Source organism: Metapseudomonas otitidis, from assembly GCF_011397855.1.
Taxonomy (GTDB): domain Bacteria; phylum Pseudomonadota; class Gammaproteobacteria; order Pseudomonadales; family Pseudomonadaceae; genus Metapseudomonas; species Metapseudomonas otitidis.
Map to the genome: position 1 here is coordinate 2430953 of NZ_AP022642.1, position 12741 is coordinate 2443693.

The following is a 12741-nucleotide window of genomic DNA, read 5'->3' on the forward strand; positions in this document are numbered from 1 at the left end:
TCACGATGGAGACACCATGCACCTGCCTTCCTTCCTCAAGGGCGCGCTGGCCATGTTCTGGCTGGTGGCGCTGCTCAACGTCATCTACCCCTTCGGCGAGACCCTGCATCGGCCGCTGCTGCTGGTTTCCGCCCTGGTCCTGCTGGCCCACGTCGGCGAGGCCGCGCTGTTCAACCGCAAGCTGCGGGCCCGGCCTTCGCCCTGGCTGGAGCGTATCCAGGTCCTGCTGTTCGGCTTCCTGCACCTGCGCAGCCTGCGTTGAGGCCGAGGGCCATCCCGCCTGTCATGGCCCTGTAATGGCAACTGCGTAGGAGATGTCGGACCCCGTCGCACCTGGCGGGGTCCCGTCCGTTGAACGATTGGCTGAACCTGGAGCGGGGTGGCGTGTTCAAAACCCTGTCGATGCGCCAGGGGGCGCCGACTTGCGAGGACGCATGCAAGGAGTCCACACCATGAAGATTTCCGCCGAACTGGCGTTGAACAATGCGCGCACGCAACTGGCCCTGATGCGCAGCGCGCCGGACCGCCGGGCGCTCGCCTACCGCTTCGCGGTAGCGCGCGGCTACATCGATGCGCTGCACGATTTCGCCGTGATCGACGCCCAGCAGTGGCGCCAACTGCTCGACGAGGCCGATGCCTTGCGCCTGGAAGCCGATACCGCGTTGCACAGCCTGCCCGTGACCCACCTGCCACTGGGCCGCAGCGTCGCCGAGCCGTCCCCGGCCCAGGTGGCCTGACCGTCTGCACATTGCCGGCCCGGTGGCGGGCGCCGTATGCTCGGCGCCTTTCCCACCTGGGCCGGATGCGATGTTCTCTTCCCGACAGGCCATGCTGGGCCGGATGGAAGTCGCCCATTGCAGCGGTACCGGCCATCGCTTCGCCAAGCACAGCCACGACGAATGCGTCATCGGGGTCAACCTCGTCGGCGTGGAAGAGGTGTGGCTGGACCGGCGCACCTTCAGCGCACAACCGGGCGACATCACCCTCTACAACCCCGGCCAGATCCAGGGCGGCGGCGTGAAGGAGGGCGAGCCCTGGCGCTTCGCCGGCCTCTACCTCTGCGCCGACCGACTGGCTGCCGACTTCGGCCTGGCCCACCTGGAATTCGAGCGTGCCTGCTGGCGCCAGCCGCGCCTGGGCCAGTGCCTCAGCGAAGCGGTCGTGCTGGGCCTGCAGGCCGATCCCCACGCCCGCGAGCGCGCCGAGGAGCGCCTGCTGGAGGCGCTGGCGCACCTGGTGGATGCCTGCGCCGCACGCCTGCCGCGCAGCACCGCCCTCGGGCGCGGCCCGGTGGCCCGGGTCCAGGCCCTGCTCGCCGACCGCCTGCAGGACACACCCGACCTGGAGGAAATGGCTGCGCTGGTGGGCGTCTCGCGTTTCCACCTGCTGCGCGCCTTCCAGAAGGAAACCGGCCTGAGCCCGCGCCAGTGGGCCATGCAACTGCGCACCTGCCGCGCCCGTGGGCTGCTGCGGGCGGGCGTGCCGGCCACCGACGTGGCCCACGCCCTGGGCTTCGCCGACCAGAGCCACCTCAACCGGCACTTCCGCGCCGCCTACGGCATCACCCCCGGTGAACTGGGACGGCGCCTGCGCGGCCAGGCTGCAATCTGATCCAAGTCCGCCCTGGGGCGAGCCGGCATACTCGCGCCTTTCTGGCCGTGCCCTGGGAGCATTCGATGTCGATGGTGTTCATTTCCGCCTTTCTGTTCGGCGTGGCGTTCTGCCTGTCGCCCGGTGCCGTACTGGCCGAGACCCTGCGCCGGGGCTTGCTGCATGGCTTTCGCCCGGCGCTGATGGTGCAGGTGGGCTCCCTGGCCGGCGATGCCCTGTGGGCGCTGCTGGGGCTGGCCGGGCTGACCCTGCTGCTGGCCCAGGACGCGGTGCGTGTGCCGCTGACCCTGGCCTGCGCCGCCTACCTCGCCTGGCTCGGCTGGCGCAGCCTGGGGGATGCCTGGCGGCTGCCGGAGGCCGACGACGAAGCCGCGCCAGCAGCGGACCGGGGCGCCTTGCTGACCGGCGCAGCGATCTCCCTGACCAACCCGAAGAACATCGTCTACTGGGGCGCCCTCGGCAGTGCCCTGGCCGGCATCGTCGGTGAGGCCCCGAGCCTGGCCCAGACCGCCACCTTCTTTGCCGGCTTCATGACCGCCTCGGTGGCCTGCTGCTTCCTCTGCGCCGGCCTGGTGGCCTGGCTGCGGCGCAACGCCTCGGCCTTCTGGCAGCGGGCTAGCCACGGCCTGTGCGGCGTGCTCCTGCTGGGCCTGGCAGCGCTCGCTCTGCGCGGGCTGTAGCCACTGGACGGCGCTGCCCACGCTGAGGCAGGCTGCCGAGCCCGTGTCCCTGCTGGAGCGTGTCATGTTCGCTGAATTCCGCCGTCCCGTCCCCCTCGCCAAGGCCTATCGCCTGCTCAACCACGGCCCCACCGTGCTGGTCAGCGCCGCCCATGGCGGCAAGCGCAACGTCATGGCCGCTGCCTGGGCGATGCCCCTGGATTTCGACCCGCCGAAGGTGGCCGTGGTGCTGGACAAGTCCACCTGGACCCGGCGCCTGCTGGAGGCCGACGGCCATTTCGTGCTCAGCGTGCCGGCCCGCCACCAGGTGGACCTGGTACAGACCCTCGGCTCCAGCTCGGGCCATGAACTGGACGCCGCCGGGCACGACAAGTTCGCCACCTGGCAGGTCGGGCACTTCCCGGGCGAGCAGGTCGCCGCGCCGCTGATCGACGGCTGCGTCGCCTGGCTGGAATGCCGCCTGCTGCCCGAGGCGCACATTCAGCAGGGCTACGACCTATTCCTCGGCGAAGTCATCGCCGCCCAGGCTGACAGCCGGGTATTCAGCGAAGGCCGCTGGCATTTCGACGGCCAGGACGACCTGCGCACCCTCCACCACGTCGCCGGCGGGCATTACCTGGTGATCGGTGAGGGGGTGGATAGCCAGGCATTGCCGGCCAAGGCGTGAGGGCGCTCAGGCTGCGTAGCCCGGACTTCAGTCCGGGAGCGCGCCGAGCGCATTCAGCCCCCGTAGGAGCGAGCTCTGCTCGCGAACGCACTTTTATGCAAGTACGGCTGAATGTCTGCGGAAGCGGCTTCAGCCGCGATGCCCCGCCCAGAACGGGCGGGGCGGGGGGATCAGAGGGCGGCGGCCGGGGCCGGGGCGCTCTCGGGCTGGACGGGGATGAACTCCAGCTGCAGGCGCTCGTGGCTCCAGGCGCGGGTGCTGTTGGTCAGCTCCAGGTCGTCGTTCAGCTTGCGGCCGTAGGACGGGATGATGGCCTTCAGGCGGGCCTGCCAGGCGTCGCTCTTGAGCTTCTCGGGGAAGGTCTTCTCCAGCACGCTGAGCATGATCGGCGCGGCGGTGGAGGCGCCGGGGGAGGCGCCCAGCAGGGCGGCGATGGAGCCGTCGGCGGCGCTGACCACTTCGGTGCCGAACTGCAGCACGCCACCCTTCACCGGGTCCTTCTTGATCACCTGCACACGCTGGCCGGCCTGGATCAGTTCCCAGTCGGCGTCCTGCGCATCGGGGAAGTACTCGCGCAGAGCGGCCATGCGGTCGTCCTGGTCGAGCATCAGCTGGCCGACCAGGTACTGGCTGAGGTCCAGGTTGTCCATGCCGGCGGTGGTCATCGGGCCGATGTTGTCGGTGGTGATGGCGCTGAACAGGTCCATGTGCGAGCCGTTCTTCAGGAACTTGGTGGAGAAGGTCGCGAAGGGGCCGAACAGCAGCACTTCCTGGCCGTCCACCACGCGGGTGTCCAGGTGCGGGACGGACATGGGCGGGGAGCCGACCGAGGCCTTGCCGTAGAGCTTGGCGTGGTGACGGGCGACCACGTCCTGGTTGCGGGTCATCAGGAAGGAGCCGCCCACCGGGAAGCCGGCGTAGCCTTCGGCTTCCGCAATGCCGGATTTCTGCAGCAGCTTCAGGGCGCCGCCGCCGGCACCGATGAACACGAAGCGGGCGTTGACTGCGCGCTCGGCGCCGTCGTGGGCCAGGTCGGCCACCACCACCTTCCAGGTGCCGTCTTCGTTGCGCACGATGTCGCGCACTTCATGGCTCAGGTTCAGCTTGAACTTGGGCGACTCGGACAGGGAGGCGAACAGCTGGCGGGTGATCTCGCCGAAGTTCACGTCGGTACCGATGGGCATGCGGGTGGCGGCGATCTTCTGTGCCGGGTCGCGGTCCTGCATCACCAGCGGCACCCACTGGGCGATCTGCGCGTGGTCTTCGCTGTATTCCATGCCGCGGAACAGGTTGCTGTGCTGCAGGGCGGCGTGGCGCTTCTTCAGGTAGGCGACGTTGTCGTCACCCCAGACGAAGCTCATGTGCGGGACGTTGTTGATGAACGAGCGGGGATTCTTCAGCACGCCACGGTCGATCTGGTAGGCCCAGAACTGCTTGGAGATCTCGAAGGATTCGTTGATCGCCACGGCCTTGCTGATGTCGATGCCGCCGTCGGCGGTCTCGGGGGTGTAGTTCAGCTCGCAGAAGGCCGAGTGGCCGGTGCCGGCGTTGTTCAGGGCGTTGGAGCTTTCCTCGGCGACCTGGTCGAGGCGTTCGAAGGTCTCGATCGTCCACTCGGGCTCCAGCTCGTGGAGATAGGTGCCGAGGCTGGCACTCATGATGCCGCCGCCGATCAGCAGCACGTCGAGGGGTTGTTCGGGGGCGTCGGGCTGGGAGCAGCCGACCACGCTCAGGCACGTCAGTGCCAGCAGCAGTTTCTTCATCGATGAACCTTCCAGTCTTCCGGGCTGCGCCTGCCACCCTGTGCACGCGGTGTGGCCGGGCCCTTTGTGAGGGCGCGACCGGGCGGTGGCGCTGCGTTCTTCTGGCCGTCGCATGTGGCGGCGGCTGCGAACGGTGGTCCTGGGACCACCGTGGGCGGCCAAAAAAGCAAGGGCTGTGCCAGATGGTCGCAGGCCAGGTGGCACGGGGCTTGCCGGGAGGCACGCCAGCCGCGGGCTGGCGGGTACCCGCCACCATGGCGGGGCCTGGGAGGCGATGGGTGGCGGAAATCCGCCCACGCGGCTCAGCCGCGGGTGCGCGGGTCGATGTAGTAGGTGATGCGCTGGCGGGGGTTGAGGTAGTCCAGTGCTTCGGGCGGCACCTGGGCCGGCCGCAGGGCGGAGGCGATGGCCAGGTGCGGTTCACGCTCCAGGTCGACGATCAGGGCTTCCTCCTTGGGCACCTGGCTGTCGTAGAGGATCAGCGTCGGCTTGAGCGGCTGGCTCGGGTGCATGCCGAGCACCAGGCCGTAGCGATCATCCTCCAGCTGCACCAGGCTGCCCGGCGGGTAGACGCCCATGCAGCGGATGAAGGCCTTGAGCATCACGTCGTCGAACCGCGAGCGGTGCAGGGCGAACATCTGCTTCAGCGCTTCGTGGGGGCTGAGGCCGGCGCGTGGGTCGCGCGGGTTGCACAGGCCGTCGAAGTGGTTGGTGATGCACACCACCCGGCTCAGCCGGCCGATGGCGGCCTCGGACAGCTGACGCGGGTAGCCGGTGCCGTCGCAGTGCTCGTGGTGCTCGTGGATGACCCGCAGCACCTCGTCGTCGAGCATCAGCTGCTGGCCCCGGCGCAGGCCGTACTCGGTATGCAGCTGGCGCAGCAGCTGTTCCGGGCGGTTCAGCGGCTCAGGCTTGAGCAGCACCTGGCTGGGGATGTCCATCTTGCCGATGTCGTGGAGCAGGGCGCCGAGCCCGAGGCTGTGGCAGGCCTCGCTGTCGTAGCCGAGCTGGCGGCCGAGCATCAGCGACAGCACGGTGACGTTGAGCGGGTGCACGTAGGCATCGTCGTGGGCCTTGCCGTTGATGCTGTGCAACGCGGCGCCGTCTTCGCCCTGGATGGCTTCCACCAGCTCGCCGACCACTTCCCCGGCCTGGCGCAGGGCGTCTTCTGGCTGGTTGCGCAGGGCCTGGTTCATCGCCTTGACCCGCTGGCTGGCCTGGACGAAGCGGCGGTCCACCTCGGCCAGGCGCGTGCGCAGCTTGCTCAGCTGGACCACTCGCGCCTGGCGCGCGGCTTCTTCCGGTGCTGGCGGGGGCGGGGTGTCCTCCAGCACCTCGGTCGGCGTGGTAACCGGTTGCAGCGGCAGGGGCTCGCAGTCGCTGCGCGACGGGTCGTAGCGCAGGCGCTTGAGGCCGAGCTTGCGCAGGGCGGCGACCTGGTTGTCGTCGCGGATCTTGAAGTTGCTGAAGGTGAAGTCGTGTTCCCACCAGCCCAGTTCGAGCTGGATGTAGAGGCCGACGCACAGCTGGTCGGGGGTGATGTAGACAGGGCTCGTGGGCATGCCGGGGACCGGGATGGCGAAATGCTGGCAAGTCTAGCGTTTTCGGGGGCCGAGAGCAGCCCGCCCAAGCGATGGGCCGTGCCGCTCGACGGAGGCCCTGCAATGAGGCGCTCACGCACCGTCGGCGGGCGTCCAGCCGGGTGCGCGGGGCCTTTGCAGATGCGACAGGCCGCGTGGTGACTGGGTTCCCGGCTTCTGGTCCGGCGCTTGCAGCGGGCGTCGCCAACTTGGATACAAGATGGAGCGCCCCGATGAAGACCCCGCTGTTGCCCACCACCGGCTGGACCCTGCACGACTGGCAGCAGGCCTACCGCGACGGCCGCCTGCAGCCCGACTGCCTGCATGAGCTGCTGGAGACCCTGCGCGGGGAAGACCCGGCCTGGATCGTGCTGGTCGAACCCGCCCAGCTGACCGAGCGTCTCGCCGCCCTGGCCCGCCAGCTGGAGGCCGCGGGTGGCGACCTGGCGGCCCTGCCTCTCTATGGCGTGCCGTTCGCCATCAAGGACAACATCGACGCCGCCGGCTGGCGCACCAGCGCCGCCTGCCCGGCGTTCGCCTACCTCGCCGAGGTCGATGCCACGGTGGTGGCGCGGCTGCAGGCGGCCGGTGCCGTGTTGCTGGGCAAGACCAACCTGGACCAGTTCGCCACCGGCCTGGTGGGGGTGCGTTCGCCCTTCGGCGCGGTGCCCAATGCCTTCGATCCGGCCTATGTCAGCGGGGGCTCCAGCTCCGGCTCGGCCTCGGTGGTGGCGCGTGGCCTGGTGCCTTTCGCCCTGGGGACCGACACCGCCGGCTCGGGGCGAGTGCCGGCGGGCTTCAACAACATCGTCGGCCTCAAGCCCACCCGGGGCTGGTTGTCGACCCAGGGGCTGGTCCCGGCCTGCCGCAGCCTGGACTGCATCTCGGTGTTCGCCCTGACCGTGGACGACGCCGAGCAGGTGGCGCGGCTGGCTGGCGGTTTCGATGAAGCGGACGCCTATGCACGGCGCAACCCGGCCACCGCGCCGGTGGCCATCGGGGCGCGGCCGCGACTGGCGGTGCCCGAGGCGCCCGAGTTCTTCGGCGACCGGCGCAACCAGGCGGTGTTCGAGCAGGCCGTACAGCGTTTCGAGGCCCTGGGCGCCGAGGTGGTGCCCATCGACTTCGGCCCGTTTACCGAGCTGGCCCGCGAGCTGTACCAGGGGTCCTGGGTGGCCGAGCGCACCGTGGCCGTGGGGAGCCTGCTGCAGACCCGGCCCCAGGCGATGGACCCGGTGGTGCGGGGCATCGTCGAGAGCGGCCGCGACTTCAGCGCCTGCGACGCCTACCGCGCCGAGTACCGCCGGGCGGCGCTGGCCCGACGCATCCAGCAGGTGCTGGCAGGGTTCGACGCGCTGCTGGTGCCTACCTCGCCGACCCTGCGCACCCAGGCGGAAATGGCCCGCGAGCCGCTGCTCTACAACAGCCAGTTCGGCACCTACACCAACTTCACCAACCTCGCCGACCTGAGTGCCCTGGCCCTGCCGGCGGGGTTCCGCGAGGACGGCCTGCCGGCCGGCATCACCCTGATCGCCCCGGCCTGGCACGACCAGGCCCTGGCCAGCCTGGGGCGCCGCTGGCAGGCGGCGCTGGGTCTGCCGCTGGGGGCCACCGGGCGCTCGCTGCCGCCAACGGTGCCGCCCGTCCCGGCGCCCGAGTGCGTGCGGGTGGCGGTGGTGGGGGCGCACCTGACCGGGATGCCGCTCAACCATCAGCTGACCACCCGTGGCGCGGTGCGGGTGGAGGAGACCCGCACCGCCCCCTGCTACCGCCTGCACGCGCTGGCCGGCTCGGTGCCGCCCAAGCCCGGCCTGGTGCGCGGCCAGGAGGGTGCCGCGATCATCGTCGAGCTGTGGGACGTACCCCTGGCGCGTTTCGGTGAGTTCGTCGCCGAGGTGCCGCCGCCCCTGGGGATCGGCAGCCTGCAACTGGAGGATGGCCGCTGGGTGAAGGGGTTCATCTGCGAGCCCTGGGGCCTGGAAGGCGCCCGCGACATCACGGCCTTCGGGGGCTGGCGCGCCTACGTGGCGACGCTGGGCGGGCGCTGAGCCGATGGCGAGCCGGCCGCCACGCCTGGCGGAGACCGTCTACCGCCAGCTCAAGGACGACATTGCCGATTTCCGCCTGCTGCCCGGCGACCGCTTCAGCGAGGGCGAGGTGGCCGCACGCCTGGCGGTGAGCCGCACGCCGGTGCGCCAGGCGCTGGACCGCCTGCAACAGGAGGGCTACCTGCAGGTGCACTTCCGCAGCGGCTGGGAGGTGCTGCCGTTCGAGTTCGAGCGCTTCGAGGCGTTGTACGACCTGCGCATCGTGCTGGAGCGGGCGGCCATCGAGCGACTGTGCGAGGCCGCCGATGCTGCCGCCAGCCTGGCACCGCTCTGCGCGCGCTGGCAGGTGCCACCGTCCCGACGCAGCGAGGTGGATGCCGAGGTGGCGGCCTGGGACGAGGCCTTCCACTGCGAACTGGTGGCGGCCGCCGGCAACCCGGAACTGGCGCGGGTGCACCGCGAGGTGAGCGAGCGTATCCGCGTGGTGCGGCGCCTGGATTTCGGGGTGCAAGGGCGGATCGCCGCTACCTACGAGGAGCACGCCGCCGTGCTTGCGGCGATCCTGCGGCGGGATGTGGACGACGCCTGCGCACGCATGACCGCCCACATCGCCCAGAGCCGCGCCCAGGTGCGGCAGGTGACCGCCGCGCGGCTGCGGGCGGCCCGGTGCGTGGCCGGCGGGGATCAGGACAGGACGATGTAGTCGCTGCGCTGGGTGATGCCCCGGTGCTCGCCTTCGGTGAGGTGGACGTAGCGGCCGTCGAGCAGGTCGATGGGGATGCAGTCGTCCACGTCCAGCAGGGCGTCGGTGTGGGGTTTGTCCCAGCCTGCGTGCATGCGGCGCTTGCCGCGCTCCTTGGCTTCGGCGCGGTCGCGGGCGACCACCAGCAGGTAGCGGTGGGCTTCGCCGAAGGAGCCGGGTTCGTAGCCGCCGAGGTTGATGAAGTAGAGCCGGGGCGAGCCGGGTGCCGGTGCCAGGCTGCTGAGGCTGACGCGGTAGCCGTCGACGCCTTCGATGGCCATCCAGGAGTCGATGTGCAGGCCTTCGCGGCTGCCGAACCACTCTTCACGCAGGCGGGGGTAGGTGTCTTCGATGGTGTCGGCGAAGGCGAACACCACGTCGTGGACTTCGATCTTGGCCCGGGGGTGCCGGCCACCGAGCATGACGACGTACAGCATTGTCGTTGTCGTTCCTTGGAAGAACAGGGGAGGAGAGGCGCCCGGCATCCACTGCCGGGCGGCGCGCCATGGTAGCGCAGGGTGTGGGGCGGAGTGCAGCGCTTTTCGACGGCCTGCCGGGCTCAGGATGCCGGCGGGTGAACCCGGTCACGGCCGGCGTCCTTGGCGCGGTACAGGGCTTCGTCGGCGGCCCGCAGCAGCTGCGCTTCGGGGGTGTTGTCCAGGGGCAGCGGCATGTACACGTGGTAGCCGAGGCTGGCGGTGACCACGCCGTGGTCGCTGCCGCTGTGGGGGATCTCCAGCGCGCGCACGGCCTGGCGGATCTGTTCGGCGATGCGGTGGGTGTCCTCGGGGTCGGCGTTGGGCAGCAGCAGGGTCATTTCCTCGCCGCCGTAGCGCGCGGCCAGATCGCCGGGGCGGCGGGCGAAGCCGGCCAGCACCTGGGCGACGGCGCGGATGCACTGGTCGCCGGCGAGGTGACCGTAGTGGTCGTTGTAGCGCTTGAAGTAATCGATATCGAGCATGACGATGCCCAGCGGCGTGCCCAGGCGTCGGGCCCGGCTGGCCTCGATGGGCAGCACGGCGTCCAGTCGGCGGCGGTTGGCCAGGCCGGTGAGGGCGTCCTCCAGGGCCAGTTGCTCCAGGGTTTCGTGGGCCAGGCGCAGCTCCTCCTCGGCCAGCGCCCCCTGTTCCATCTGCCGCACCAGGGTGGCGGCGAACACGACAAGGCCGGCGATCACCACCACCACCACCAGGCACGAGCGGGCCACCTGGTTGAGCCAGGGCGCGGCGATGGATTGGGTGGAGATGCCGGTCTCCACCAGCAGGGGGTAGTCCTGCAACTGGCGGTAGCTGAACAGGCGCTCGACGTCGTCCAGTGAGGAGCGGGCCACCGTGACCCCGGCCGGCGCCTCCGGCAGCAGGTCCTTGACGATGTGGGTCTTGGCCAGGCTGCGGCTGGTGGCGTAGGGGTCGAAGGGATGGCGGACGAGGATGGTGCCATTCTGCTCGGCCAGCACGATGATGCCGCGGTCGCCCAGGTCGAAGGTTTCGTAGAAACGGTTGAAGTAGGCCACTTCCAGGGTGGCCACGGCGACGCCGGCGAACTGGCCGTTGCGGTCCTCGATGCGCCGCGAGATGGGGATGACCAGGTCGCCGGTGAAGCGGCTGCGGATCACTTGGCTGATGTGCACCCGGTGGTCGGGGTCGTCCCGGTGGTAGCGGAAGTACTCGCGGTCGGCGTTGTTCATCGGCTGGCCGCCCACCTCGCGGTCAGTCACCACGCAGTTGCCGTCCTTGTCGTAGATGAACAGCTCGTGGAGCTGCGGCAGGAACTGCTGCTGGCGCTTCATCAGCCGGTGCATGCGGGCAGTGTCCAGCCGTTCGAAGCCGTCATGCTCGACCTGTTCGATCAGGTCGTAGAGCAGGGCATCGGCCTGGCGGATGGCGTCGCGCGCGTGTTCGGCGGCGGCGCCGGTGACGTTGGTGGCGCTGACTTCGGCGCGGTGGAACTCCTGCCGGTAGTCGAGCCAGACCTGCCAGGCCTCCATGGCCAGGATCGCCAGGATGGTCAGGGTGGTGAACAGCCGCGCCAGCTGCTGGGTGCGCTGGTGGGGAGGGGGCTTGGAGGGGGCGGGTGCATTCATGCTGTCGGGTCGTGATCCTGGGTACTGCGGGTCCGGGCGGCCTTATCGGTTCCTGCGGGGAACCTTGGTTGTGAGCGTAGCGGAAGGCGCCGATGACTCCAGCGAGGCGGCCCTTGGTTTAGAATGCCGCCCCTTTTCCCGACGCGTATCGCCATGACTCCCGATTCCTTCGACATCCTCCGGCACCGACTCGTCACGGCCTTGGCCGAGCCGCCGGCCGAGACCCGGCGCCTGTTCCATGGCCGTGGCCGGCTCTGGCCGGGGCTGGAGCACGTCACGGTGGACTGGCTGGAGGGCGTGGTGCTGGTGGCGCTGTTCCGTGAGCCGCCGGCCGAGGCGCTGGAAGGCTTGCGTGCGCTGCTGCTGGCGCTGGCCGAGGCGCCTGCCTGGCCTGCTGGAAGCGTTCGCAGTGTACTGCTGCAGCACCGCTACCGACCCGGCAGTGAGACCGAGTGCCTGTGGGGCGAGGCGGTGGATGCCTGGACCATGCACGAGGACGGCCTGGCCTACCGGCTGGACCTGATGCGCAACCAGAACATCGGCCTGTTCCTCGACATGCGCCATGGCCGCCGCTGGGTGCGCGAGGTGGCGGCGGGGCGCCGGGTGCTGAACCTGTTCGCCTACACCTGCGGCTTCTCCGTGGCGGCCATCGCCGGGGGCGCCGAGGCAGTGGTGAACCTGGACATGGCCCGCGCGGCACTGGCCCGTGGGCGCGATAACCACCGTCTGAATGGCCATGACCTGGAGCGGGTGAGCTTTCTGGGGCATGAGCTGTTCAAGTCCTGGGGGCGGCTGAAGCGGGAAGGGCCTTACGGGCTGGTGATCATCGATCCGCCGTCGTTCCAGCGCGGCAGCTTCGAGCTGGACCGGGACTACCGCAAGATCCTCCGCCGCGTGCCGGAACTGCTGGCCCCCGGCGCCCGGGTGCTGGCCTGCGTCAACGACCCGGCCACCGGGGCCGACTTCATCATTCGCACGATGGGGGAGGAAGCGCCTGGCCTGGTGTTCCGCGAACGCCTGGCCAACCCGCCGGAATTCGCCGACGAGGACCCGGAAGGTGGGCTCAAGGCCCTGGTGTTCGAGTGGGAAGGGGCCGGGCAGGCCGGCCTGGAGCCTGAGGCAGGGCGCTAGCCCGGAGGGACGTGCGTGGGGCTGTACTCAGATCACGCCCGCGTCGTCGTCGTTGATCAGCCGGTTGAGCCCGCCCAGGGCTTCCCGCGCCTGGGTCCGGCTGAGCAGCTTGGACTGGGCGGCCGGCGGCAGGTCGGTGATGCGCAGGACGCCCTTGGTCATGAGCACGCTGATCAGGTCTTCCAGCACCCGGATCATCTCGCTGTCGCTCTGCTTGAGTTGCAGCAGGCTGGCCTCGATGGCCTGGTTGGAGTACCAGGCGAGCACGTCCTGGTCGTCGGCGGGGAGCTGGCCGGTGTGGCCGGCGAACTCGGCCGCTTCGACCCGCACCAGTTTGCCCTGGTCGTCGCGCTGCACGTAAAGCATGGGGTACCCCCTGGTTGGACATGATTCGCCGGACGCACATCTATACGCGTGGCCTGGCAAGCAGGCAAGA

The 12741-nt window shown here is 70.0% G+C and carries 13 protein-coding genes; 8 read left to right on the plus strand and 5 right to left on the minus strand.

The window, feature by feature from the left end:
* Positions 1-16: 16 nt before the first annotated feature.
* From PotMrB4_RS11170 to PotMrB4_RS11190, 5 genes are all read left to right on the plus strand, one after another.
* Positions 17-262, plus strand: a complete 246-nt coding sequence (locus PotMrB4_RS11170) for a DUF1145 domain-containing protein (RefSeq protein WP_044405788.1) — start codon at positions 17-19, stop codon at positions 260-262.
* Between the two features lie 190 nt (positions 263-452).
* Positions 453-737 (plus strand): hypothetical protein, encoded by a 285-nt coding sequence (locus PotMrB4_RS11175; RefSeq protein ID WP_044405786.1) that lies wholly within the window; start codon positions 453-455, stop codon positions 735-737.
* Positions 738-807: 70 nt separating this feature from the next.
* On the plus strand, positions 808-1611 hold the full coding sequence (locus PotMrB4_RS11180; protein ID WP_172433283.1) for a helix-turn-helix transcriptional regulator: 804 nt from the start codon (positions 808-810) through the stop codon (positions 1609-1611).
* A 65-nt stretch (positions 1612-1676) separates the two neighbouring features.
* Positions 1677-2291 carry a LysE family transporter gene (locus tag PotMrB4_RS11185; protein ID WP_172433284.1) on the plus strand — a complete coding sequence of 205 codons (615 nt, stop codon included), beginning with the start codon at positions 1677-1679 and terminating at the stop codon, positions 2289-2291.
* 64 nt (positions 2292-2355) lie between these two features.
* On the plus strand, positions 2356-2958 hold the full coding sequence (locus PotMrB4_RS11190; protein WP_172433285.1) for a flavin reductase family protein: 603 nt from the start codon (positions 2356-2358) through the stop codon (positions 2956-2958).
* 170 nt (positions 2959-3128) lie between these two features.
* On the opposite strand, the gene PotMrB4_RS11195 is transcribed toward PotMrB4_RS11190, so the two are convergent.
* Both PotMrB4_RS11195 and PotMrB4_RS11200 read right to left on the minus strand, forming a co-directional pair.
* On the minus strand, positions 3129-4721 hold the full coding sequence (locus PotMrB4_RS11195) for a malate:quinone oxidoreductase (protein WP_172433286.1): 1593 nt from the start codon (positions 4719-4721) through the stop codon (positions 3129-3131).
* Positions 4722-5023: 302 nt separating this feature from the next.
* A complete protein-coding gene (locus PotMrB4_RS11200; protein ID WP_172433287.1) occupies positions 5024-6283 on the minus strand; it encodes an HD-GYP domain-containing protein in 1260 nt (419 codons plus the stop codon).
* A 251-nt stretch (positions 6284-6534) separates the two neighbouring features.
* Between PotMrB4_RS11200 and atzF the strand changes: the two genes are divergently transcribed.
* Both atzF and PotMrB4_RS11210 read left to right on the plus strand, forming a co-directional pair.
* A complete protein-coding gene (gene atzF / locus PotMrB4_RS11205; protein WP_172433288.1) occupies positions 6535-8349 on the plus strand; it encodes an allophanate hydrolase in 1815 nt (604 codons plus the stop codon).
* Between the two features lie 4 nt (positions 8350-8353).
* Positions 8354-9052 (plus strand): GntR family transcriptional regulator, encoded by a 699-nt coding sequence (locus tag PotMrB4_RS11210; RefSeq protein ID WP_172433289.1) that lies wholly within the window; start codon positions 8354-8356, stop codon positions 9050-9052.
* On the opposite strand, the gene PotMrB4_RS11215 is transcribed toward PotMrB4_RS11210, so the two are convergent.
* Complete coding sequence (locus PotMrB4_RS11215; protein ID WP_044400559.1) at positions 9034-9528, minus strand: DUF1543 domain-containing protein; 495 nt, start codon at positions 9526-9528, stop codon at positions 9034-9036. The genes PotMrB4_RS11210 and PotMrB4_RS11215 overlap by 19 nt on opposite strands.
* 122 nt (positions 9529-9650) lie before the next feature.
* Positions 9651-11174: a sensor domain-containing diguanylate cyclase gene (locus PotMrB4_RS11220; protein ID WP_172433290.1), complete on the minus strand. Its 1524-nt coding sequence runs from the start codon at positions 11172-11174 to the stop codon at positions 9651-9653.
* Positions 11175-11327: 153 nt separating this feature from the next.
* Here PotMrB4_RS11220 and PotMrB4_RS11225 point away from each other — a divergent pair, with 153 nt between their 5' ends.
* Positions 11328-12305, plus strand: coding sequence for a class I SAM-dependent methyltransferase (locus PotMrB4_RS11225; RefSeq protein ID WP_172433291.1), 978 nt, complete (start codon positions 11328-11330; stop codon positions 12303-12305).
* Positions 12306-12332: 27 nt separating this feature from the next.
* On the opposite strand, the gene PotMrB4_RS11230 is transcribed toward PotMrB4_RS11225, so the two are convergent.
* Positions 12333-12671: a tryptophan synthase subunit beta gene (locus tag PotMrB4_RS11230; protein WP_074968056.1), complete on the minus strand. Its 339-nt coding sequence runs from the start codon at positions 12669-12671 to the stop codon at positions 12333-12335.
* Between the last annotated feature and the right edge of the window lie 70 nt (positions 12672-12741).